The sequence below is a fragment of the Flavobacterium ardleyense genome, assembly GCF_042686085.1.
Classification (GTDB): domain Bacteria; phylum Bacteroidota; class Bacteroidia; order Flavobacteriales; family Flavobacteriaceae; genus Flavobacterium; species Flavobacterium ardleyense.
Genome location: NZ_JBHUOL010000012.1, coordinates 273,405 through 296,692, shown reverse-complemented (window position 1 = coordinate 296,692; position 23,288 = coordinate 273,405). Strand labels below are relative to the sequence as shown.

Annotated in this window: 21 protein-coding genes; 16 read left to right on the top strand and 5 right to left on the bottom strand. The window is 32.3% G+C overall.

Annotation, left to right across the window (positions count from 1 at the left end; translation table 11 throughout):
- The first annotated feature begins 46 nt into the window (after positions 1–46).
- A complete protein-coding gene (locus tag ACFSX9_RS07020; protein ID WP_379806053.1) occupies positions 47–2,059 on the top strand; it encodes a tetratricopeptide repeat-containing sensor histidine kinase in 2,013 nt (670 codons plus the stop codon).
- Positions 2,060–2,094: 35 nt separating this feature from the next.
- Positions 2,095–2,766 carry a response regulator gene (locus ACFSX9_RS07015; RefSeq protein WP_379806051.1) on the top strand — a complete coding sequence of 224 codons (672 nt, stop codon included), beginning with the start codon at positions 2,095–2,097 and terminating at the stop codon, positions 2,764–2,766.
- Between the two features lie 332 nt (positions 2,767–3,098).
- On the opposite strand, the gene ACFSX9_RS07010 is transcribed toward ACFSX9_RS07015, so the two are convergent.
- The 3 genes from ACFSX9_RS07010 to ACFSX9_RS07000 form a co-directional block, all read right to left on the bottom strand.
- A complete protein-coding gene (locus ACFSX9_RS07010) occupies positions 3,099–4,238 on the bottom strand; it encodes an ATP-binding protein (protein ID WP_379806049.1) in 1,140 nt (379 codons plus the stop codon).
- A 103-nt stretch (positions 4,239–4,341) separates the two neighbouring features.
- Positions 4,342–5,211 carry a hypothetical protein gene (locus tag ACFSX9_RS07005; protein ID WP_379806047.1) on the bottom strand — a complete coding sequence of 290 codons (870 nt, stop codon included), beginning with the start codon at positions 5,209–5,211 and terminating at the stop codon, positions 4,342–4,344.
- A gap of 12 nt (positions 5,212–5,223) precedes the next feature.
- Positions 5,224–6,096, bottom strand: coding sequence for an aldo/keto reductase (locus ACFSX9_RS07000; protein WP_379806045.1), 873 nt, complete (start codon positions 6,094–6,096; stop codon positions 5,224–5,226).
- Positions 6,097–6,272: 176 nt separating this feature from the next.
- Here ACFSX9_RS07000 and ACFSX9_RS06995 point away from each other — a divergent pair, with 176 nt between their 5' ends.
- The 9 genes from ACFSX9_RS06995 to ACFSX9_RS06955 all read left to right on the top strand — a co-directional run bounded on the left by ACFSX9_RS06995 (position 6,273) and on the right by ACFSX9_RS06955 (position 15,801).
- Positions 6,273–7,277, top strand: a complete 1,005-nt coding sequence (locus ACFSX9_RS06995; RefSeq protein ID WP_379806043.1) for an AAA family ATPase — start codon at positions 6,273–6,275, stop codon at positions 7,275–7,277.
- Positions 7,278–7,364: 87 nt separating this feature from the next.
- Positions 7,365–8,231 (top strand): DUF58 domain-containing protein, encoded by an 867-nt coding sequence (locus ACFSX9_RS06990; RefSeq protein ID WP_379806041.1) that lies wholly within the window; start codon positions 7,365–7,367, stop codon positions 8,229–8,231.
- 10 nt (positions 8,232–8,241) lie between these two features.
- Complete coding sequence (locus ACFSX9_RS06985; protein ID WP_379806039.1) at positions 8,242–9,858, top strand: hypothetical protein; 1,617 nt, start codon at positions 8,242–8,244, stop codon at positions 9,856–9,858.
- Positions 9,858–10,862, top strand: coding sequence for a vWA domain-containing protein (locus tag ACFSX9_RS06980; RefSeq protein WP_379807049.1), 1,005 nt, complete (start codon positions 9,858–9,860; stop codon positions 10,860–10,862). Before ACFSX9_RS06985 ends, ACFSX9_RS06980 begins: the two co-directional genes overlap by 1 nt.
- Positions 10,863–10,873: 11 nt before the next feature.
- The gene (locus ACFSX9_RS06975) at positions 10,874–11,917 is read left to right on the top strand and encodes a vWA domain-containing protein (protein ID WP_379806037.1); all 1,044 of its coding nucleotides are present in this window, start codon (positions 10,874–10,876) and stop codon (positions 11,915–11,917) included.
- Entirely contained in the window at positions 11,910–12,656 is a 747-nt protein-coding gene (locus ACFSX9_RS06970; RefSeq protein ID WP_379806035.1) for a BatC protein, read from the top strand. The genes ACFSX9_RS06975 and ACFSX9_RS06970 overlap by 8 nt, the downstream gene beginning before the upstream one ends.
- Before the next feature lie 3 nt (positions 12,657–12,659).
- Positions 12,660–14,480, top strand: a complete 1,821-nt coding sequence (locus ACFSX9_RS06965; RefSeq protein ID WP_379806033.1) for a BatD family protein — start codon at positions 12,660–12,662, stop codon at positions 14,478–14,480.
- Positions 14,481–14,525: 45 nt separating this feature from the next.
- Positions 14,526–14,906 carry a GxxExxY protein gene (locus tag ACFSX9_RS06960; protein WP_379806031.1) on the top strand — a complete coding sequence of 127 codons (381 nt, stop codon included), beginning with the start codon at positions 14,526–14,528 and terminating at the stop codon, positions 14,904–14,906.
- Between the two features lie 136 nt (positions 14,907–15,042).
- On the top strand, positions 15,043–15,801 hold the full coding sequence (locus ACFSX9_RS06955) for a tetratricopeptide repeat protein (protein WP_379806029.1): 759 nt from the start codon (positions 15,043–15,045) through the stop codon (positions 15,799–15,801).
- Between the two features lie 10 nt (positions 15,802–15,811).
- Here the strand turns inward: ACFSX9_RS06955 and ACFSX9_RS06950 are convergent, their stop codons facing one another.
- A complete protein-coding gene (locus tag ACFSX9_RS06950) occupies positions 15,812–16,375 on the bottom strand; it encodes a CvpA family protein (RefSeq protein ID WP_379806027.1) in 564 nt (187 codons plus the stop codon).
- Between the two features lie 136 nt (positions 16,376–16,511).
- Between ACFSX9_RS06950 and ACFSX9_RS06945 the strand changes: the two genes are divergently transcribed.
- From ACFSX9_RS06945 to ACFSX9_RS06925, 5 genes are all read left to right on the top strand, one after another.
- Positions 16,512–16,868 carry a hypothetical protein gene (locus ACFSX9_RS06945; protein WP_379806025.1) on the top strand — a complete coding sequence of 119 codons (357 nt, stop codon included), beginning with the start codon at positions 16,512–16,514 and terminating at the stop codon, positions 16,866–16,868.
- Between the two features lie 74 nt (positions 16,869–16,942).
- Positions 16,943–17,962, top strand: coding sequence for a phenylalanine--tRNA ligase subunit alpha (gene pheS / locus ACFSX9_RS06940; RefSeq protein WP_379806023.1), 1,020 nt, complete (start codon positions 16,943–16,945; stop codon positions 17,960–17,962).
- A gap of 78 nt (positions 17,963–18,040) precedes the next feature.
- Positions 18,041–18,448 (top strand): hypothetical protein, encoded by a 408-nt coding sequence (locus ACFSX9_RS06935; RefSeq protein WP_379806021.1) that lies wholly within the window; start codon positions 18,041–18,043, stop codon positions 18,446–18,448.
- Positions 18,449–18,634: 186 nt separating this feature from the next.
- On the top strand, positions 18,635–19,474 hold the full coding sequence (locus tag ACFSX9_RS06930; RefSeq protein WP_379806019.1) for a thioredoxin family protein: 840 nt from the start codon (positions 18,635–18,637) through the stop codon (positions 19,472–19,474).
- A 90-nt stretch (positions 19,475–19,564) separates the two neighbouring features.
- Entirely contained in the window at positions 19,565–21,949 is a 2,385-nt protein-coding gene (locus ACFSX9_RS06925; protein WP_379806018.1) for a hybrid sensor histidine kinase/response regulator, read from the top strand.
- Here the strand turns inward: ACFSX9_RS06925 and ACFSX9_RS06920 are convergent.
- Positions 21,924–23,264 carry a sigma-54-dependent transcriptional regulator gene (locus ACFSX9_RS06920; protein ID WP_379806016.1) on the bottom strand — a complete coding sequence of 447 codons (1,341 nt, stop codon included), beginning with the start codon at positions 23,262–23,264 and terminating at the stop codon, positions 21,924–21,926. The two genes, ACFSX9_RS06925 and ACFSX9_RS06920, sit on opposite strands and share 26 nt — an antisense overlap.
- Positions 23,265–23,288 lie beyond the last annotated feature (24 nt).

The window sequence follows — 23,288 nt, the reverse complement described above, 5'->3', positions numbered from 1 at the left end:
ATTATTGTCTATAAATAGTAAATTTGTTAAAAAGCAAATTCAATAATTGAAACAGATAATAATTATATTTAGCATATTCCTGCTTTTAGGATGTAAGCCTGAGGAGGACAAGTCAGTTAGTCAAGAAAAGTTAGATCTTTATTTCGATAAAGGTGCTGACGTCAATTTGAGTAATATAGAGAGATTAAGTTTTGTTGACTCTGCAGCTGTTTTTATCGAAAATATTTATGGTAATGACTCGCTTAAAACCGACAATTACTTTAAGATAGCCAACCGATATTTTTCTTTATTAGAATATGAAAAATATAAAACTATAACAGATAAGGTTTTAAAATTTACACAATCCAACAGAGATTCTTTAAATATAGCAAAGGCCGAATACTATTTGGGAGATTATTATTTTTCTCTTTCTAAGCAGGACAGTGCATATTACTATTATGTTACATCCGGAAAAAAGTATAGAAACCTAAATGATAGGCATAATCTAGCAAGTACAATTCTTCATAAAGCTTATATTCTACATTATGAAAAGGATTTTGTGGGAAGTGAGTCAGAAACGGTTAAAGCTTTAAATTTAGCCATCGAATTAAAAGATGATTACTTGATATATGAATGTTATACTCATCTTGGAAGTTCGCTATCTGGATTAGGTGATTATGAGAAAGCTTTAGAATATCATCAAAAATCCCTACTACAAATAAAAAAATTGGAAAATGAAAACTACAAACCAATTTTACAAGCTCAAACTTTAAATAACATCGGGTTTGTTTACCAAAGCATTAATAAGCACGAAGAAGCCACGCAGATTTTCATAGAAGGCTTGAAAATAAAAAATCTAGAAAGCATTCAACCGATATTGTACGCGTCTCTACTTGATAATTACAGTTTTTCTCGCTTTAAGATTAACCCAAAAGAAGGTTTAGAAGATTTTAAGAAGGCATTAAAGGTTAATGAAAAAATTGATCATGCTTATGGGAAAGTAAATAGTCGCCTTCATCTAACAGAATACTATTTAGCACAGAAAGATACTCTTCTAGCAATTGAGAATAATAAAGAAGCTTATAATCTTGCTAAAGAATCTAAATATAACAAGGAATTACTATCCACTTTAGAATTTTTTACAAAATTAATTCCAAATGAAGGCTTGTCTTACGCTCAAGAATACATTAAATTAAACGACGAACTGCAAAAACAAGAGCGAGCCACTAGAAATAAACTGGCTCGAATTGAATTTGAAACAGATGAAATCATATCTGAAAAAGAAAAAATATCTGGTCAACAAAAAGTAATATTAAGTACTTCACTACTTGTTTTTTGTTTCGGCCTTTTATTTTATATCATACTTTATCAACGCGGAAAGCACAAAGGTTTAGCGTTTAAACAGCGCCAGCAAGAATCAAATGAAGAGATTTATAGATTGATGTTAAGTAATCAGGATGATATAAATGAGGTGCGTAATAAAGTTAAACGAAACATTTCACTTGATCTTCACGATAATATTTTAAACAGATTAGCAAGTACAAGATTGAATCTCTTTGCAATATCTAGAAAACAAGATGAAGAAACAATAAAGACTGCTATACAACATATTGATGCAATTCGCGTTATTGAACAAGAAATACGTGCTTTTTCTCATGAGTTATACAATGATTCAACGATGAATAAGAGTAATTTTAAAAATATAATAGAAGAATTATTAAAAAGTCAAAGCGATACTTACGATCCAGTATGTCGTTTTAGCGTTAATTTCAGCGATGCGATTAACAACATGAGCCCCGAAATCAAAATGAATGTTTATCGAATTATCCAAGAAGCATTTAATAATATTAATAAATATGCCAACGCTACAAAAATTGATCTAAAGCTTGATGCCGATAGTGAAGGAGTCTTGCATTTAGATATTTATGATAATGGAGTTGGTTTCAATGTAAAAAAGATAAGAGAAGGAATTGGACTTAAAAACATGAAAAGTAGAGCTGAGACAATCAAAGGCGAGCTAATTGTGGAGTCGGAAAAGAGTAAAGGAACTCGAATAAATCTCAAAGTAAAGCTTAACTAGAAAATAATTGTAGGTTTGAAGTAAAAGAAGCAAAAATGGCAAAGAAAAGTTTGAATATTTTAATGATTGATGATCATCCTTCTATGATTGAGGGTTATAAAAGTATATTATCTTTCAATGATTTAGGATTAAAAATTAATACAACACCAGCTTATAATTGTGAAACAGCCTATAATATTATTGCTTCTGAACAAAACTTAGAAGCGTTTGATATGGCTTTTGTAGATTTGAGTTTACCTCCCTATCTTGAGAAAAATATGAAGGGTGGTGAAGATTTAGCTTTGCTGATTAAAAAGAAATTCACCAAATGTAAAGTTGTAATTTTAACGTCTCATGCAGAGGCTTTTATTTTAGATAACATCCAAAAAAGCATAGAGCCAAACGGATTGTTAGTTAAAAGTGATTTTACTGCAGAAGAATTTTTATTGGCATTTGAACAGATTTATAACAATCAAATATATACTAGTAAAACTGTTGTAGATAATATAACTGAACTTCAAGAGAAAAACTCTTTCTTAGATGAAAGCAACAGAAAACTCATTACACTTTTAGCAGAAGGCGTAAAAACAAAAAATTTACCACAACACATGAATTTATCAATAAGTGCAATTGATAAGAGGAAAGCCCAAATACGTTATTACTTCAAAATTGAGAAAGGAAACGACGAAGACATTATTCGTTTGGCAAAAAATCATGGATTGATTTAATTTTTGCAGAAATGTGAGTAAACATTGCTAAAAAAAAGATAAAATGTACAGAAAATCTGTAGCAGTTTATCTTTCGTGATTTTGTAAATTTATTTTTTAAATGATCAATAAATGAAGTTATATACACGACTAGTAATTGCTTTACTAATCTTAAGTTTGATATGGATTTATGCTGTTGTTGATTTGAGTTATTACACACTTTTTCAGGAACGTTTTTCTAGGTTTGTCGTTATAGACTACAGTGTACAATACAATGTTGTGTATATACTAGGAACATTACTTGTAGTATCTTATCTGATGCTTATTTTTTCAAAAAAAAAAGATAGTTTTTATTAATTGTACTTCATTTTCCTTAAGATGCGCATCACTTCTTTAAAAGAAACATAAACCAATGGGTTTTCAAATGCTTTTAAATCGGGCTTCGCTTCGATAAGCTTTTGAATGGCTTCCTCAAAACCATTCAAATAACAGATCATTAGAGTGTGTGGTAGATTGATTAAATCTCTTTTTTCAGATTCTTGTAAAGAAATACCCTTTTGAAGTTTTGCTAAAATAGCGTTGTTCGAATTGTAAATGTGATGCAATACTTTTTTATTGTACTGCGGCGGTTCAAATAACATTTCGGAGTCCATTTTATAATAACCATTGTCAAAAAATTCAATAGTTACTTTTTCCAACGGGTAAAAACTGGTTTTGTCATTTAATCCCAAACAAACATATTCGGTAATTGAAAAACTAGAATCATCATAAGTAATAGAAACTTCATCTAAAGCCGAATAAAATAATTTTATTTGTTCATTGATCAATTCAATATCAACTCTAGAGTAAAAAACTTCATCTCTAATTTTCTTTTTATTTCCGGCCCAGCAAACCACAAACAATTCTTTAAATACCTTGTAATGTGAAGGCAAGTCCTTGTGTCGGTTGTTGATAAAGTCTAAAACACTTTCTAGTGTATGCGAAATACTATTTCTAGAATTGTTTTCTAAACTAATTACAGTTTCAATATTTTGTTTAGAATACGGAATTTTCTCAGCTGTAGGAGACGTGTTGCTTCCTTTTCTAACAAATGCACTATTTGCTTCAATGGTGTGAATTCCCTTCTTAAAGTAAGAAGTCTTAGATTTTGGCTTAATAGTTACCAAACCAACAACTTTATCTTTAGGCAAGTTTGGAAAAGGGACGTTTTCGTACTGAATTTTAGGTGGATTTTCTAAAAAAGCATTAACTAAATTCTGAATGCGACTGTCGTCAAAAAAGTCATCACCTACAATTTCATTAGATTCATCTTCAACGCCCACAACAATATAAGAATTGTTACCAGGGTTGGAATTAGATAGCGCACAAATGTGTTTTAAGAATTTTGCTTTTCCTTCTCGTGTATGTAAATTTAATAAGCGTTTCTTATCATAAAAACTGTTTTCATCATTGTGAGCCAGTAAATTTTTGATAAGTAAGCGCTTGTTAATCATTTTTATATTATTACTATATTATTTGTCTGAACTTACTATATAAGTTGATTGAAATGTTCATTAGATTACTTCAAACAAAATCTTGTGGTAAGCTTAGATTTCATTATTTTTCTTGTTCTTTCCTTATGAGATCTATTGCATCACTATTTTTAAAGTTAGCTTGATAGAGAAGAATTAATTTAACCGTTGGACTATTAGGATAAATCTTTATAAAACGATTAAATTCTTCAATGTTTTCTTGGTAAATAAACCTTTTTTCAGGATCCTCTGATTTTTCTGTGGTAGGTGTATTATCCAAGCCTAGTAAGTAATCAATTTGATATCTAGCAATTTGATCTTTTACTTGACTACTTAATTTTGATTCAGGATATTTTTTAATAAATTTTTCCCAATCAATGATGCGATCGCCTAGTTCGGTGAAAGTCAAGTTTAATGATGCATCACCCTCATAAATTTCTTTGTTCTCTTCGCTTTTTAAATATAGATAATCTTTGTAATCATCTGTCACATACTTATGAAAGAGATTGTAGTAAAAGTTAAAAACAGTTTTAATTGTATAATTTCCGTCTTCATCTTCCTTCAATTCTAATTCATTTTCTAAGAGCTTTGTAAGTAGATTTTCAAGATTACTTTTGTCTACTTCCTCTTGGGAATGATATTTATCTAAAATAGGTTGTTCCAAGTCGGTTATTCGAGCTTCTAATTCAGAATTTTCATTGAGATATTCTTCATATAACACATTAGATTCTGCGCTTGAAATTTTTTCCAATTTTAATTTAACAGCCTCTTTAAGAGCTTCAAATTTGACGTAGGGATTCAATGAATCTCCAATTAATCCTTGATTACTATTTAGATCCAAAGTACTGTAATGTTCCTTAGTAATGGTACTTTTTTCAGATACTTTACAGGAAATACAAAAGATAAAAATAGTAATCAGTGATAACATATTCCTCATAACTTCAATGGATTGCAAATAATATTGCCTTTAAGGAACTCTATGTCCCATTGGCTCAGCCCAAATTGCAAACCAATCTTGAGTATCTAGAACTAAAGTTTGTGCTTTCATTAATTGCTGAATCCTACTCACATTAATCGTTCCTGCAACCGGTAAAATATTAGCTGGATGTTGTTTTACCCAAGCCAATAAAATAATATCAGCACCAACGCCATATTTCTCTACTAATTTTGCCAAAAGTTGACGCAATCTAAACGTTTGATCTGTGTTTTCTCTAAAAGCAACGCCTAAAGGATTCCAAGCCATCGGCTGAATTTTATGCAATTCCATATAATCCAAACTTCCATCTAACATCGCTTCATGATGTGTCGCAGAAAACTGAATTTGATTGAACGAAACTTCAGTTTTACTCTGAATTAAAGCCGTTTGTGAAGCTGTAAAATTTGAAACTCCAAAAGATAATATTTTTCCATCTGCTTTTAATTTTTCAACAGCTTCTGCAATTTCATTAGCACGCATTAGCGGACTTGGACGGTGCAATAAAAACACGTCTAAATAATCAGTTTGTAAATTCTTCAACGAATTTTCAACCGAAGAAATGATATACTCTTTTGAATAATCGTAATGTTTAATTTTATTTTCAGGACGACTTTCAGCAACATACTGAATCCCACATTTTGAAATAAATTGCACTTTTTCACGTGCTATTTTTGAATTGGCCCAAGCTTTTCCAAAAGCAGTCTCCGTTGTATAACCACCATAAATATCTGCGTGGTCAAAAGAGGTGATTCCGTTTTCATAAAACAGGTGAATTAAGTGATTCATTTCTCTTGTGTTGAGGTTTTTATCCCAAACACCCCAATTCATAACTCCAGCAATAATAGGCGACAGTTGTATAGACATATTTTGTTGATTTTTAAATATTTCTTAAAATTAGCAAATAGAATCATAAAACACTCATAAAATGGGGAAATTTTAATCATTTTTAACGCTATGTTAACAACTAAAATCTAAAAAAAATCACAATTTGCAGTGTTAAAAAAACTTACTAATTTCACAGCACCAAATTATACTTTAAAATGGAAGAAAATACTTCGACTTTAGACATTAGAGCCATCAACGAAAAGATAGAAAGAGAAAGTGCGTTTATCGACCTACTTACCATGGAAATGAATAAAGTAATTGTCGGTCAAAAGCATATGGTGGAACGTTTGCTTATCGGATTATTAGGGCAAGGACACATTTTACTAGAAGGTGTTCCTGGTTTAGCAAAAACTTTAGCTATTAATACTTTAGCACAAGCTGTTCACGGTTCGTTTAGCAGAATTCAGTTCACACCAGATTTATTACCTGCGGATGTTGTAGGAACAATGATTTACAATATGAAGGACAACGACTTCACTATTCGTAAAGGTCCAATTTTCGCTAATTTCGTTCTTGCGGATGAGATTAACCGTGCACCAGCAAAAGTGCAATCGGCTTTGTTAGAAGCGATGCAAGAAAAACAAGTAACAATTGGAGATGAAACCTTCAAATTAGATAAACCATTCTTAGTAATGGCAACGCAAAATCCAGTAGATCAAGAAGGAACTTATCCGTTACCGGAAGCTCAGGTCGACCGTTTTATGTTGAAAACGATTATCGATTATCCAAAAATGGAAGACGAGCGAGCAATCATTCGTCAAAACTTAAAAGGAGCTTACGAAAAAGTAAATCAAGTAGTTTCTGTAGAGCAAATTTTAAGAGCTCAAGAAGCCGTTCGTGAAGTATATATGGATGAGAAAATCGAAAAATATATTTTAGATATTGTTTTCGCAACACGTTATCCTGAAAAATATAAACTAGAAAGTTTAAAACCATTAATCAGTTTTGGCGCATCGCCTCGTGGAAGTATCAATTTAGCTACAGCAGCAAAATGTTATGCCTTCATCAAACGAAGAGGTTATGTTATTCCTGAAGATGTTCGTGCAGTTGTTTATGATGTATTGCGTCACAGAATTGGAATCACTTATGAAGCTGAAGCCGAAAATGTAACGTCTGAAGATATCATTAGCAAAATTGTAAACGAAATTGAAGTTCCTTAAAAATTAGTTGAAACGTTTTCTGTTGTCTGTTATCCGTTTCGTAGATAACTGACAACTTTCCAACCGACAACTGATAACCTAAGAAAAATGGATACCAAAGAAATTCTAAAAAAAGTTCGTAAAATTGAAATTAAAACCCGAAGATTGAGTGATCATATCTTTTCGGGAGAATATCATACGTCTTTTAAAGGACGCGGAATGACATTTTCAGAAGTGCGTCAATACCAATACGGAGACGACGTTAGAGCAATTGATTGGAATGTTACCGCACGCTACAACGAACCTTATGTAAAGGTTTTTGAAGAAGAACGCGAATTAACGATGATGTTATTAGTCGATATTTCGGGATCTGAAAGTTTCGGTACAAAAAATCAGCAAAAACGGGATATGATTACTGAAATCGCCGCGACATTGGCTTTCTCAGCGACTCAAAATAATGATAAAATCGGGTTGTTATTGTTTTCGGACCAAATCGAACTGTTTATTCCGCCTAAAAAAGGAAAATCACACGTGTTGAGAATTATTCGTGAGTTAATTGAATTTAAGCCAAAAAGTCACAAAACTGATTTGGCTCAAGCCTTGAAATATTTATCAAGTGTTTTGAAAAAGAAAGCAATTGTGTTTTTGATTTCAGATTTTATGACTGCGGAATACGAACACACGTTGAAAATTGCGTCAAAGCGTCATGATGTAACTGGAATTCGTGTATTTGATCAAAGAGAAGAACACCTTCCAAATATAGGAATCGTAAATATGGTAGATGCCGAAACAGGCGAAAACACAGTAGTCGATACCACATCAAAAAAAGTGCGAATGGCTTATGAAAAAGACTATCGCGAAAACGTAACTTACTTCAGAGATATTTTCTCAAAATGTGGTGCCGGAACCATTAGTGCTAGAGTTGATGAAAGTTATGTAACCAAATTATTGGGCTATTTTAAAGCTCGTAATTAAGGAAAAACAAATGAAAAAGAATTTTTACTTATATATTTTATTGTTTTTTAGTTTTTTGGGTTCTGCCCAAAAAATCACCACCGCTATTGATTCCACCGAAATTAAAATTGGATCACAGTTTAACTTAATCATCAAAGCTTCGGTTAACGAAAAGGACAAAGTAGTTTTCCCTAATTCGAAGAACTTTGGTTATTTAGAAGTATTGGAATCGTATCCAATTGATACCATAAAAAACAATTCACAATACGAATTAATTAAAAGATATGGGTTAACCCAATTTGATTCGGGTCGTTATTCGATTCCGAAATTAGTTGTGAAAATCAACCAAAAAGAATTTACTACCGATTCACTTTCCATTTTGGTGAATGCTGTAAAAGTTGATACGACCAAACAACAAATGTATGACATCAAAAACATCATCGCTACGGAAGAAGAACCAAGTAGCGAATGGTGGAAATTGTTAGTTTTACTAGCGTTAATTATAGCTTCAGGCTTTGGATCGTATTTCATAATTAAACGTTTACAAAAAGCGAAAGCTAATAAAGAAGAGCTATTTGCATCACCAATTGAAAAAGCGATTAATTACCTTCAAAATTTAGATAAAAAACAACTGGTTCAAAGAGGAGAAGTAAAAGAATACTATTCCGAAATGACCGATATTGCTCGAACTTATATCGAAGAATCTGTTGATATTCCAGCAATGGAAAGTACTTCGAGCGAATTATTAACGGCCTTAAGAAAAGCAATTTCCCAGAAGAAAATGTTTGTTAGTAAGGAAGATTTGGCCAAATTTAAAACCGTTTTAGAAAATTCGGATTTAGTGAAATTTGCGAAATCACAACCGATGCAATTCGAAATTGAAAAAGATAAAGGCGTAATTGATAAGTTTTTATTAATTATTGACAAAGCTTTACCAAGATCTGAAGAAGAATCGGAAGCATTATTTGCGGAAGAATTACGTCTGAAAGAATTGAAAAAACAGAAATTTTTAAGAACTGCTTTTTCTGTTGGAATTGCCGTAATCTTGTTTGCGATTTCAGTCGGAATTTTCGCTTTTACCTTCGGATTAGATTATTTGAAAGAAAATTACATCGGTTATTCAACCAAAGAATTATTACAAAAAGAATGGATTACTTCTGAATACGGAGAACCCGCAATTGTAATCGAAACACCAAAAGTATTAGTTCGAAATAACGACGAGAAGATTCAAAATAACCTTCCGGAAAACGTAAAAGCAATCAATCGCTTTGCTTACGGAAGCATTATTGACGACTTTTCAACGGTTTTAATTACAACAGCATTTAAGGACACCACTCAAATTGATATTGAAGTTGCTCTTGAAGCGGATTTAAAAGAATTGGAGCGCTTAGGTGCGAAAAATATCATCGTGAAAACAGTAGATTTTGAAAATGTAAAAGGACTTTCGGGTAAAAAAGCATTTGGAACGTTTACAACTTTCAACGAAATCAAACAGGAAGACCAAAAGATGAGTTATGAAATTGTGGTTTTTGCACAAGCAGGAGGAGCTCAAGAATTTTTCTTAATTTCTAGGGAAGATGATGAGTATGCCCAACAAATTATGGAGAAAATTCAGAATTCAATTGAACTAAGAAAAGCTAAGAAATGATGGGAAAAGTAACCTTTTTAAATCCGGAATTTTTTTGGTTGTTTTTACTAATTCCAATCGCAATTGCTTGGTTGTTTTATAAGCGAAATCAGCTTTCGGCCTCTGTAAAAATGCCTTCGGTTTCGGTGTTTAAACAAAATCAGACCTTTTTAGCCAAAGCGAAACCATTTTTATATGTATTGAGATTGTTGGCTTTGAGTTTAATCATTATCGCTTTAGCTCGACCAAGAAGCGTAGATGTAACTTCAAAATCGAAAACAACAAAAGGAATTGATATTGTAATGGCAATTGACGTTTCGAGTAGTATGTTGGCAACGGATTTTAAACCAAATCGATTAGAAGCTTTGAAACGAGTAGCTTCAACCTTTGTGCAAGAAAGAGTCAATGACCGAATTGGATTAGTAGTTTATGCATCCGAAAGTTATACGTTAACGCCAATTACGTCAGACAAAGCAATTATTTTGCAATCTCTAAAAAAGATTGAATATAATGATGCAATTATTGCCGATGGAACCGCAATTGGTGTCGGATTAGCAACAGCCATCAACCGAATTAAAGACAGTAAAGCAAAGAGCAGAATCATTATTCTATTAACCGATGGAGTAAATAACTCGGGAACAATTGATCCAAGAATGGCTTCGGATATTGCAAAACAATATGGTTTAAAAGTGTACACGATAGGAATTGGTACGAATGGAAAAGCAATGTTTCCAGTAGCAAAAGACGCCAATGGGAAATTAGTTTTCAAAATGATGCCAGTTGAAATTGACGAAAAATTAATGCAAGAAATTGCAAAAACAACCGATGGAAAATATTACAGAGCAACATCGACAGAGAAATTAAAAGAAATATACGACGATATCAATAAGTTAGAAACTACAGAAATCGACGAGAAGAAGTTCTATAATTACGATGAAAAATACAGATCGTTTTTATTGATGGCCTTCCTGTTATTAGGAGTTGAGGTTTTATTACGAAATTCGTTTTTTAGAGGAATTGTTTAGAAAGAAAAAAAATGTTTGAATTAGAAAACCCGAAATATTTTTATTTATTAGCACTGATTCCAATTCTTGTGGTTCTTTTTCTATTCAATTTAGTTTGGAAAAGAAAAAAGCAATCCCAATTTTCAGATTTGGAATTGTTCAAAAAGCTAAGTCCCGAAAAATCAACGTTTAAACCGGTTTTAAAAATTGCGGTTTTGTCTTTGGCATTTGCTTGTTTGGTAATTGCTTTGGTCAACCCAAAAATGGGAACTAAGATGGAAACGGTAAAACGTCAAGGAATTGATATTGTATTTGCTGTGGACATTTCAAAAAGTATGCTAGCTGAAGATATTGCACCAAGTCGTTTGGAAAAAACGAAGCAATTGGTTTCGCAAATCATCAATGAATTGGGAAATGACAGAGTTGGAATTGTTGGTTATGCCGGAAGTGCTTATCCAGTTTTGCCAATGACTACCGACTACGGATTAGCGAAAATGTATTTGCAAAGTATGAATACCGATATGGTTTCTTCACAAGGAACCGCGATTAACGATGCTTTGAAATTATCAGTCGATTATTTTGACATTAAAGACACGAGTAAGTTGATTATTTTGGTTTCCGATGGAGAAGATCACGGTGTTGGTGCCGATGAAGCAATCGGTTTGGCGAAAGACAAAGGTGTCCGAATCTTCAGTATTGGAATGGGAACTGAAAAAGGAGCTATGATTCCTATAAAAGACAATCGAGGCAATATTATTTCGTACAAAAAAGATCAAAATGGCGATAATGTCATTACGAAAATGTATCCGAAAACATTAAAAAGTATTTCAGATAAAACCAAGTCTAAGTATATCAATGGTGCGAATACGAAAGAAGTAGTTGAAGCTGTAAAATCGCAATTGGATAAAATAGAAAAAACAGAATTTGAATCGCAACAAATTGCCGATTTTGAATCCCAATATCAATGGTTTTTGGCTTTAGGATTTCTATTGCTTTTAGTAGATATTTTCCTTTTAGAGAAAAAAACGGCTTGGGTACAAAAGTTGAACTTATTTAACGAGAAGAAAAATGAATAAAATAGTTTATACCATCGTTTTGTTAGTAAGCGGAGTGCTTTTTGGTCAAGAAAAAGACAAGAATCTGTTTGAAGGAAATCAGTCTTTTCAACAGAAAAGTTATACCAAAGCGGAAGCAGATTATCGCGTTACCGAATCGAAGAAATCGCCTAAAAAAGCCGTTGCAGGTTATAATTTAGGAAATAGTATTTACCGTCAAAATCAGCCTGGTGAAGCCCAAATCAAATATATTCAAGCTTTAGAATCAGCTAAAACGAAAGAAGAAAAACACCGTATCTTCCATAATTTAGGAAATACCTTTATGTTGGAAAAAAATTATGATTCGGCAACTAAGGCTTATGAAGATGCTTTACGCAATAATCCGTTAGATGAAGAAACGCGTTATAATTACGCTTTAGCGAAGAAAAAGAAAAAAGAAAATCCGCCACCAAAAGGATACGACGATAAGAAAAAAGACGGCGGGAAAGACAAACAACCGCAACCCGAAAATAACAAAAACGATAAAGGAGACGAGAATAAAGAGCCTGAAAAAGAAAAGGGCGATAAAGATAAAAAAGAAGAGAAAGGCGAAGGGGAGAAAAAAGAAGATAGAAATGAAGCACCAAAACCTTCCGGAGCTGATAAGCAAAGAATCGATAATATCTTAGACGCGGTTAACAACGCTGAAAAGAAATTACAAGATAAGATTAACGAAAAGAAAGTAAAGCCTCGAGCTACTACAAATGAAAAAGATTGGTAATTTATGAAAAAGATATTTTTAGTTTTATTTATTTCATTTTTCGCTAGCTCAATTTCTGCTCAAGTAAAATTTGAAGCACAAGTTGAACGAGATTCTTATGGATTAAATGAACGATTTCCATTAGCTTTTTCTATTAATAACGAAGGTGATAATTTTCAAGCACCAAAAATTGCTGGTTTTAAAACGGAAGGACCTTTTATCAATAAAGGAAATCAGACTTCTATTACTATTGTGAATGGAAGAATGACGCAGAAAAGAGAGATTTCTACCCAAGTTATTTACTATTTAACACCAACAAAAAAAGGAACTTTTACGATTGGTTCAGCTTCGATTGAATTTAATGGAACGGTTTATAAATCGCAACCTATTAAAATCACGATTACAGATCCGGTTCAATTGCCAACTTATCCTGGACAATATTCGCGTCAGCAACAGCAACAGCAACAGCAACAACAACAGCAACAGCAGAATTATGATTTTGGCGAAGGCATTCATTTGGTGGGAGAAGTTTCATCAAGAAATCCTTTTGTGAACGAACCCGTTACGGTGGTTTATAAATTGTATTTTCCTTATAATAGTTCGGTTTCCAATTTCAGAAATTTTCAAGCTCCAAAATACGAAAACTTCTGGAGTCAATACGTTGATATAAAACAACTTCGTGCCGAAAAAGGAAAATACAACGGTAAAGATTATAGTATGGTGGTGTTGCGAAAAGTGACGCTTTATCCGTTAGAAGCTGGAGCGAAAATCATCGAACCTTTTAAAATTGATGTTGATGCTGAGTTGCCAACTGGAAGAAGTGACTTTTTCGGACAATTAGAATTAAAGTCGGTTGAAAAATCATTGAATACCGGAACGCAAACTATAAATGTAAAACCACTTCCTGAAAATGGTAAACCAGCTAGTTTCTCTGGAGCTGTTGGACAATTTGATTTTAAAGTAAAACCTTCAAAAACAAGTTTGAAAGCTGGCGAATCTTTTGATTTAGAAGTTAGTGTTGCTGGAAAAGGGAATTTAAAATTATTCACCCTTCCAAAACCGGTTTTACCAAATTCATTGGAAATGTTCGATCCGGCTCATACCGAAAATGTGCAAACGCCATTAACCGGAATGGTCGGAAATATCTCAGATAAATACACGATAATTCCTCAATTTAAAGGAAAGTACACTATTAAACCTATTGAATTTTCGTATTATGATTTGGCGAGTAAATCGTATAAAACTATTGCTTCGGACGAAATCACAATTGATGTTGCGGAAGGAGATAATGTTGTAGCTTCAACTACAGGAACTGGTAATAAAAATACCATTCAGAAGAAAGAAGTTTTCCAATATAATAAGTTGAAAACAAGTTTTGTTTCGGCTTCAAAAGACGATTTCTTAGGTTCGGGAATGTTCTATTCCTTATTGTTTGCACCATTATTGTTAATTCCAGTAATAATGGTGGCTAAAAAACAAAAAGAAGCGAAAGATGCCGATGCTTTTGGAAATAAAATAAGAAGAAACAACAAATTAGTGAAGAAATATCTTTCCGATGCCAAAAGACAAATGGGCGATAAAGTTCCGTTTTATATGGCGATGGAAAAAGCATTGCACAATTTCTTGAAAGCTAAATTACATATCGAAACGGTGGAAATGAGTAAAGAAAATATCATCGAATTGTTACAACAAAGAAATGCTACAGAAGACAGTATTTCGCACTTTATTGCGTTAATGAACGATTGCGAATATGCACGTTATGCACCAGCAACCGACACAGCAATGACTAATGATTTTGATCGAGCAATTGAAATAATTACTGAACTTGAAAAGCAGATAAAATAACCACAAAGGGCACGAAGAAGGCACAAAGAACACAAAAATTCAAATATGACGGAGCAAGAAATTTCTAAATTGGTATTTGATAGTGCTTTAAAGGTTCATAAAGTATTAGGTCCGGGATTGTTAGAAAGTGCTTATGAAGAATGTTTGTTTTATGAGTTAAAAAAGTCAAATCTTAAAGTTGAAAAACAGAAGGCATTGCCTTTAGTTTATGAAGAAGTAAAATTAGATATCGGTTATAGAATTGATATAATTATTGAAGATAAGTTTATTGTTGAAATTAAAGCTGTAGAATCTTTAAATGAAGTTCATTTAGCACAATTATTAACTTATTTGAAATTGACAGATTGTAAGTTGGGTTTTTTAATAAATTTCAACGTAAAACTATTAAAAGATGGAGTTCGTAGAGTAATAAACGGACAATTATAGAAATATAATATATTGTGTGCTTTTTATAAATAGCAAATAGTTACAAAGCAAAACTATAAAAAACACAATTTAGAAATAAAAAGCTTTGTGACCTCTGTGCCTTCATTGTGTCCTTAGTGGTTAAACAAAAAACAAAATGAAAAAATATATTTTACTTTTTTTACTAGCCTTTCAATTCGTCTTAGCCAACGAGTCAATTGATGCTATTTTTAAAAAAGCAAATGATTCGTACAACAAAGAAAGCTACGAAGAAGCATTAATTGGTTTTGAAAAAATCGCTAAAGCAGGGAACGTTTCGGCCGATTTGTATTTCAACATTGGAAATTGCTATTATAAGTTGGGAAAAATTGCTCCTTCTATTTATAATTACGAAAAAGCATTGCTTTTAAACCCTGACGACGAAGCCATTCAAACCAATCTGTCTTTTGCTCAAAAGATGCGAATAGACGACATTAAAATCGTTCCAGAAGTTGGGTTTAAGAGGCTTGTGAAAGACTTTACGGCCAAATCACATTATGATGGTTGGGCCTGGAGTGCGGTTGGAATTGCTTTCTTAAGTTTACTAGCGTTTTTAGGCTATTATTTTGGAAATACAGTGTTAATGAAACGCTTATTTTTCACACTATTTCTTTTGTCTTTAATCGGAATCGGCGTTACCGTTTTTTCTGCATTTTTACAAAAGAAATACGATGCCAATTACAATCCAGCAATTGTTTTTGCAGAAGCTACAACCTTGAAATCAGAACCTAAAAATAGTTCGGAAGACGTCGTAACATTACACGAAGGCACAAAAGTACTGGTGTTAGAAACTTTAGGAAATTGGAAACAAGTTGAATTATCAGATAAAACGAAAGCTTGGATTGCGAAAGACGCTATTAAGGAACTGAAAAAATAGTTGTCTGTTCTTAGTTGTCGGTTTTCTGTTGTGAAGGTGAATTTTCTAAATTCTCCTCTTCGCCAACTACTTCCGACTTAATACTCGAATACCATTCTTCAATACTTGGATAAATCAGTGTAGAAATTTCTTTTATCGGATTGTAAAAAATAGAATCTTCCTGTTTTTCTTCAGATAGTAACATGTTATTTACGTTGATTTTTTCAAAGATAAAAAGCACTACGCTTAGTATTAAAATCATTTTTAATAAACTAAAAACGACTCCAGCTAATTTATTGATCCAACCTAAAAACGCGAAATCGGCTATTTTAGTTAATATTTTTGCCGATAAATAAATTCCAACAACAACAATTAAAAATGTTATCACAAAGGCTATAATTTCAACATATTTTGGATTCCATGATGCAAAAGTGTCGCCAAGAATTGCTCCCATCAAGTGCGAAAACTTAATAGCTGAGTAAATTCCTGCAATCAAAGCGAAAAACGAGGCAACTTCCACGAAAAGTCCGTTTTTCAAACCTTTGTAAACGGCAAAACTCAATAAAACAGCAAAAATAATATCAATAAAACTCATTTCAGAAATAGATTAAAGACTAAAGAACAAAGATTTGATAGTATAATAACAAAATCATCGATTATCTTTGCAAAACTAATATAGAAAGTTGAGATTAATCTTTTTTCTTTTCTCTTTTTTCTTTCATTTAAAAATAATGTCCAGAGATATACAATTAAAAGAACGTTGGGAAAGCGTTGTCACAAAATTATCAAATCGCTTTTCGGAAGGTGAAGATCTTGATTTAGAAGGAATCATCTACTTAATTGGTGTGCAAGAATTAGGAAAAATTCACGATGAATTCAAAAAAGACGAAAAATTAAACTTAATGCACATTGCTATTTGTCGTTTGTTAGAACCTTATGGTTATTACGAATTCGAGTATTTTGATAACGATGGTTGGCCTCATTATATCGCTAAGGAAGAATTACCACCTTTGAAAGCAGGAGAACAATCGGTATTGATGAAAGAAGCGATTGTAAGTTATTTTTTAGAAAAAGAATTGATAGATTAATTTATCGTTCAGACAATGTATCGAATTGTCTCTTCAAATAAATTCACTAAATTTGCACCTTTACAACAAGTCTGATGATACAAACGATTAAAGCCCATATTGAAGAAGCAAAAGCTTTTCAAACTGATAACAAAGAACAATTAGAGGTTTTCCGAATTAAGTATTTGGGAAGCAAAGGTTTGTTGAAAGAGTTTTTTGCCGAATTTAAGAATGTTCCTAACGAACAAAAGAAAGAATTTGGGCAAATTATAAATGAGCTTAAAACGACGGCAGAAGAAAAGGTAAAAACCATTCAAGACGCTTTAGAAAATAAAGAAGAAGCAAAAGGAATTTACGGCGATACAACGCGTCCGGGAGAAACTATGCATATGGGTTCTCGTCATCCAATTTCGATTGTGAAAAACCAAATGATTGATATTTTTTCAACCATCGGATTTAATGTATCAGAAGGTCCGGAAATCGAAGACGATTGGCACAATTTCACTGCTTTGAATTTACCAGAATATCATCCGGCAAGAGATATGCAGGATACATTTTTCATCCAAACCAATCCTGATGTGTTGTTGAGAACACACACTTCATCCGTTCAGGTGCGTTATATGGAAAATAATAAACCACCGATTCGTACGATTTCTCCAGGAAGAGTTTTCCGTAATGAAGCCGTTTCATCACGTTCTCATTGTATTTTCCATCAAGTGGAAGGTTTGTACATTGATAAAAATGTTTCGTTTGCCGATTTAAAACAAACCCTATTATATTTCACGAAAGAAATGTTCGGAAAGTCTAAAATTCGTTTAAGACCTTCTTATTTTCCTTTCACGGAACCAAGTGCAGAAATTGATATTTATTGGGGTTTAAAAACCGAAACCGATTACCGTATTACCAAAGGAACCGGTTGGTTAGAAATTGGTGGTTGCGGAATGGTTGATCCAAATGTTTTGAAAAACTGTGGAATTAATCCAGACGAACATACTGGTTTTGCTTTCGGAATGGGAGTAGAACGTATTGCCATGTTGTTGTATCAAATTGGTGATATTCGAATGTTTTATGAAAACGATGTGCGTTTCTTAGAGCAATTTAAATCAAATATATAAGTAATAGACCTGACAAATTTCAAAAACTGTCAGGTCTTTTTTAACTAAAACAGAGAGCCTTTGTGGCTTAGTGGCGAAATGAAAAAAGACATTATAATCCCAATAGTAGAAGGAGTTCACGTTGTTGCATTTAAAGAATGGAATGATGATTTTTTAGAAAATTCTTGGTACGCTTATTTAGTAAACGACACTGATAATTTACTAGAAATGGCTACTGTTGTTTCTCGTGCTTATGGTTTAATTAATGGTGAAGAACGTAAAACAAGTAATTTTCGTCATGCCTATGCAAAAGTAGAACCAAGAACCGCTACTAAAGTGGAATTATTGGAAAATAATGTATTGCAATTAAATAACGAATTTATGGTTGCCTACTTTATTGGCAATACAATGTTCGATAAAACTTTTGTTCTTGAAGCAAATTCTTATAACGATGAATCTTCTGTAGATTTACCAATTATCAATAAAAAAGGTTTAATCGGTAAATAACCAATTTTTCGCTATATTGACTGAGTATTTTTCGACAAACACATTTTTTGAAGCAACACTTTATTTTTTACAGAGCGATAAATTAGAAAGTTGGTGTGCTTTTTGATGAACTAATCATATAATTTAATTAAGTAATACGAGAACTTTGGGGTTTTCGTGTATAATTGCGTTTAAAAATTTAAAGCCATGAAAAAAGTTTATTTTAGTTTTTTAGTTTTAATGAGTGTGATTCTAAATGCACAAGTTGTCTTTGAATCTTCACTTTCAGAAGCGTTTAAAAAAGCAAAAGAACAAAACAAGCAAGTTTTTATTGAATATTATAATTCAGATTGTTCGGTTTGTAAGCGTTTGGGCGATTTACTTCGAACTGATCAAGAAGTTTCGACTTTTTACAACAAGCGATTTATCAATTACGCTATGAATTCAAACGAGTCACTTTCGGAAGAAGACAATAATTTCATTACCAAAGCAAATCTTCATTTTGAAAGTGTTCCAATACTTTTATATTTCGACAAGAATCAAAATTTCTTGCATCATAGTGGTGTAACGGTTACTTCTGAACACGTGATTAACGAAGCTAAGAAAGCAATTCTCCCTGATTATAACACATCAGGCTTAAAAGCCAAATACGATGCAGGAGATCGCTCGGTTCGTACGCTTTACGCTTATTGCGATATGTTAAAGGTGAATAAAAATGACATCATGCTTACTAAAGTGGCACAAGATCTTTTTGAATCCTTTAAAAAAGAAGAATTACCAACGAATAAGAGTTATGTTATTCTTAAACAAGTTGTTAATTCTTCAGACAATGGTTTTTTTCAATATTGGATTAATAATGTAGATAAGTTAAAAGATTTTGAAACGGGTCAAAAAGCTGGTACAGAAATTTTAAGTTTAGAAAAGATTGTCCTGAAAGAATTAAGTGATCCAAATGTAAAAAAATGGGATCTTACTAAGAAAAATAAATTCAAACAATATATTTTAAAATTGAAAATCACTGATAATCCAGAGGTTTTCTTTGAGTAACAGAAATCTTTACCAACTTAAATTTTCTTTAGAATTATAATTAATAGTTAAAATTGTGAAGTTTATAATTCCTTTTTTTATTTTTATAAAATGGCACAATTTTCTAAGTATTCTTCGTTAAAATTATTAATTAGTTATTTCCTTTTATTGGGCTTGATGGCTGGTGCTGTTTGGTTTTTATTCCAGCAACAATCTAATTTAGACAAGCAGATTTCAGTGCAAAATACCGATAAAAAGCAACTCATTTACACCGAGTTAATTCGTGATTTATATGAATCTGATAATTATGCTCGTGTGGCATTACAAATGGATGATGACAAATCTAAGAAGCTATTTTTAACTAAAAACGCATCTGTTGTTGCCAAAATTGAAAATTTGCAATCCACTGAATTAAGTGCCGACAAAAATATTTTAGATACTTTAAAAATCTATTTGAAAGACAAAGAGCAAAACGTTCTCAATATAAGAAAATTGCAGGCACATGTTGAAGAATCACCTATTGGCGAAGTTTTAAACAAGATTAGAAATCTTGAAAATGTCAAAGGCAAATTAACACTTGATAGTTTTATTCAAAATCCCAAAGAATTATCTTCTTATGAGAGAAACGTGGCCCAGGATTACATCAACTATCTGAATAATAATGTGCCCAGGGATTCTTCTAATACAATTTCTGTGGCTGAGGCAGATTCTATTGTGTCAGTTTCAAAAAGGTTGCTTGAAGATGCTCAGAAAAAGATCAACAAACGTTCAGTTACCATAAAAAACAAGGAAATTGAATTGCTACAGAATGAGTTGCGAATTACTCAGAAATTATCGGATATCATTTTACAATTACGAAATGTAGCCGAACAAGAAGCAGCTAAAATTCATGCTATAAAAACTAATAATCAAAAAGAAACTCTGGCATTGTTGCAGAAAGGAGCAATTGCTTGCGTTGCTGTTGTACTGTTCTTTTTTATATTGCTTTCTTCTGATTTTTTTAGAAATAAAACTTACCGCCAGCGGCTTGAATTAGAACAGCAAAAGACTGATCAATTACTAGAATCACGCGAGCAGTTAATGACAATGGTTAGTCATGATATTAAAACTCCTTTGCAATCTTTATTAGGATATAGCGAGAAATTATTAGCTTCTGAAAGTCAAGTTGAAAACAGAGATGCATTAATTAAAATTAAATCAGCCACTAATTATATTCAACAATTGGTTTCTGGCTTGTTAGATTATGTGCGAATGGAGAAAGGGAAAGTGGCAATAATGGAATCTGCTTTCGAATTAAACATTTTGATTGAAGAAATTGCACAAAATATAGCTGACTTAAATCAGGAAAAGGATGTAGAGTTAAACTATAAAATTGATGCTACTGAGGGCTTTTTGTATTATGGAGATTATAGTAAAATCCAACAAATATTTTACAATTTAATTGGAAATGCTTTTAAATTTACTGAAAATGGAAGTGTAACTATTGAAACCACAATTCTTGATAATCAGTTAGAAATAATTATTCAAGATACAGGAATTGGGATTTCTAAAGATGAAATTTCTAAACTATTTAAACCTTTCTCACAAGCCAATAGTGAAATTGAACTGCTTTATGGTGGAACAGGCTTAGGATTGTCTATCTGTAACCGTTTGATTCAGCTTTTAGGAGGTAAGATCGAATTGGAAAGTCAGCTCAATTTCGGTTCGAAATTTCATATTTCATTGCCAATTAAATTAGTACCAATTAAAGAGAAAAGACAAAAAATTGATCTAAAAAGTTGTTTGCTTTTAGATGACGATGAGAATCAATTGGCCCTTACTAAATCACTTTTAGCACCGCACTTTAAAGAGATTTTTACTTTTACGAATGGAAAAAAAGCAATTCAATTTCTGGACAAAGAACAAGTTTCATTGTTAATTACTGATATTCAAATGCCTTTTCTAAGCGGTTTTGAGTTTTTGAAAGCAGTCAAGTCAAATCCACATCTTAGCAAAACCCCAATAGTTGCTATCACTGGCGCTTTGTTAAATGATGAAGAATTTTTAACTTCTGACCGTTTTGATTACTTTTTAGCAAAACCTTATTCCAGTGCTCAATTATTGGATATTATTTCAGAATTGTCGCATCAAGATTTAGAAATTGTTGAGAAAAGGAACACTTCCATTCCTGCTTTTTTAATGGATTTTATTGGAAATGATACGCAAAAGATAAATGAATTTTTAGCTAATTATCTAACTGATTTTGAGCAAGATAAATTGGTATTTAATTTAGCCATAGAACAATCAGATTTACAATCGATTGGGAGTACAGTTCATAAAATGCAGACGATGATTAGTCAGTTTCAGGAGCAAGAGTTGTTAACGATGCTAAAAGATTTAGAAGAAAAGACTAAACGTGTAGCAACGATAAATGAAATTTCTACGGAACTGAATCAATTAGAGCTCGCATTAAAAGAATTCCACATAAAGATTAAACGTCTAGTTCAAACAGATTAATTTTATTGTAAAGTGTTTTTCTTGAAACACCTAACAATTCTGCTGCCCTGCATTTATTCCCTTTAGCTAAAGAAAGCGCATCTAAAATGGCTGTTTTTTCAGCTTCGCCTTTTAGATTTTTCTGACTTTCATTAGTGTTTTCAGTTTGAAACTCTACAGGTAAACTACTTATTTCAAGCTTTTCTGAACTGTTTAGTAAAGTTGCTCTTTTGATGACGTTTTGTAATTCTCTTAAATTCCCAGACCAGTTGTGTTTAAAAAATGCAATCATTACTTCCGAACTTATAGCCGTAACGTCTTTTTTCAATTGATGAGAGGCGTTTTTTAGAAAGAGTAAAGCAAAGTCTTCAATGTCTTCCTTTCGATCTCTTAATGCGGGAGAAATAATAGAAAATTCATTTAAACGATGAAATAAATCTTCTCTAAAAGTTCCTTCTTGTACCGCCTTTTTTAAATCTTCATTCGTTGCGGATACAATTCGAACATCAACAGAAATTTCTTTATTACTACCAATGCGTTTAATTTTGCGTTCTTGGATTGCTCTCAATAGTAAAATTTGGTTTTCATAACTTAAATTTCCTACTTCATCTAAAAATAAAGTGCCACCATTCGCCGCTTCAAAACAGCCGACTTTATCATTGATTGCGCCCGTAAAAGAACCTTTGACGTGTCCGAAAAATTCGCTTCCTGCAATGTCTTTTGGAATTGCACCACAATCCACAGCTATAAATACGCCATTTTTTTGATCGCTATTGTCATGAATTGTTTTTGCAACTACTTCTTTTCCCGTTCCACTTTCACCTGTAATTAATATAGTTAGAGGTGTAGGTGCAACTAGTTCGATATGTTTTTTTAATTGCAGCGAAGCAGTACTTTTGCCCCAATGAAAGTTATTAGGACGAAAGGAATTTTCTTCTTTCTTTTCAATCTTCTCTTCTTTCTTGCCTACTTTTTGATTGCTAATTTTTTTCAAAATAAGTAAAACCTCTTCTGGCACGAAAGGTTTAGAAACATAATCAGCTGCGCCAATTTTCATTGCGCTTACTGCAGTTTGAACATCAGAATATGCAGTCATCAACACAAATTCAGTATTATTTCCTTCTGAACGCAGGTTTTTCAGCAGTGTTATTCCATCTATATCCGGCAATCTTAAATCTGAAATAATGATGTCAATTTCATTTTCTGCTAACAAAGTCATTCCTTCTTTAGCCGAAAAAGCCTGGTGCACAACATATTCATTCCTTTTTAGGAAATGAGACAGCATTGTATTGAAAGCATTGTCGTCTTCAATAATTAAGATAGTATTCTTTTTCATGACCTAAAAATACATAATTTTTGG

Excerpts from the sequence above, each read along its gene's own strand:
- ACFSX9_RS07015 (WP_379806051.1), top strand. The coding sequence starts at position 2,095 with ATGGCAAAGAAAAGTTTGAATATTTTAATGATTGATGATCATCCTTCT.
- ACFSX9_RS07010 (WP_379806049.1), bottom strand. The coding sequence starts at position 4,238 with ATGATTAACAAGCGCTTACTTATCAAAAATTTACTGGCTCACAATGAT.
- ACFSX9_RS07000 (WP_379806045.1), bottom strand. The coding sequence starts at position 6,096 with ATGTCTATACAACTGTCGCCTATTATTGCTGGAGTTATGAATTGGGGT.
- ACFSX9_RS06995 (WP_379806043.1), top strand. The coding sequence starts at position 6,273 with ATGGAAGAAAATACTTCGACTTTAGACATTAGAGCCATCAACGAAAAG.
- ACFSX9_RS06990 (WP_379806041.1), top strand. The coding sequence starts at position 7,365 with ATGGATACCAAAGAAATTCTAAAAAAAGTTCGTAAAATTGAAATTAAA.
- ACFSX9_RS06985 (WP_379806039.1), top strand. The coding sequence starts at position 8,242 with ATGAAAAAGAATTTTTACTTATATATTTTATTGTTTTTTAGTTTTTTG.
- ACFSX9_RS06980 (WP_379807049.1), top strand. The coding sequence starts at position 9,858 with ATGGGAAAAGTAACCTTTTTAAATCCGGAATTTTTTTGGTTGTTTTTA.
- ACFSX9_RS06975 (WP_379806037.1), top strand. The coding sequence starts at position 10,874 with ATGTTTGAATTAGAAAACCCGAAATATTTTTATTTATTAGCACTGATT.
- ACFSX9_RS06970 (WP_379806035.1), top strand. The coding sequence starts at position 11,910 with ATGAATAAAATAGTTTATACCATCGTTTTGTTAGTAAGCGGAGTGCTT.
- ACFSX9_RS06965 (WP_379806033.1), top strand. The coding sequence starts at position 12,660 with ATGAAAAAGATATTTTTAGTTTTATTTATTTCATTTTTCGCTAGCTCA.
- ACFSX9_RS06960 (WP_379806031.1), top strand. The coding sequence starts at position 14,526 with ATGACGGAGCAAGAAATTTCTAAATTGGTATTTGATAGTGCTTTAAAG.
- ACFSX9_RS06955 (WP_379806029.1), top strand. The coding sequence starts at position 15,043 with ATGAAAAAATATATTTTACTTTTTTTACTAGCCTTTCAATTCGTCTTA.
- ACFSX9_RS06950 (WP_379806027.1), bottom strand. The coding sequence starts at position 16,375 with ATGAGTTTTATTGATATTATTTTTGCTGTTTTATTGAGTTTTGCCGTT.
- ACFSX9_RS06945 (WP_379806025.1), top strand. The coding sequence starts at position 16,512 with ATGTCCAGAGATATACAATTAAAAGAACGTTGGGAAAGCGTTGTCACA.
- pheS (WP_379806023.1), top strand. The coding sequence starts at position 16,943 with ATGATACAAACGATTAAAGCCCATATTGAAGAAGCAAAAGCTTTTCAA.
- ACFSX9_RS06935 (WP_379806021.1), top strand. The coding sequence starts at position 18,041 with ATGAAAAAAGACATTATAATCCCAATAGTAGAAGGAGTTCACGTTGTT.
- ACFSX9_RS06930 (WP_379806019.1), top strand. The coding sequence starts at position 18,635 with ATGAAAAAAGTTTATTTTAGTTTTTTAGTTTTAATGAGTGTGATTCTA.
- ACFSX9_RS06925 (WP_379806018.1), top strand. The coding sequence starts at position 19,565 with ATGGCACAATTTTCTAAGTATTCTTCGTTAAAATTATTAATTAGTTAT.
- ACFSX9_RS06920 (WP_379806016.1), bottom strand. The coding sequence starts at position 23,264 with ATGAAAAAGAATACTATCTTAATTATTGAAGACGACAATGCTTTCAAT.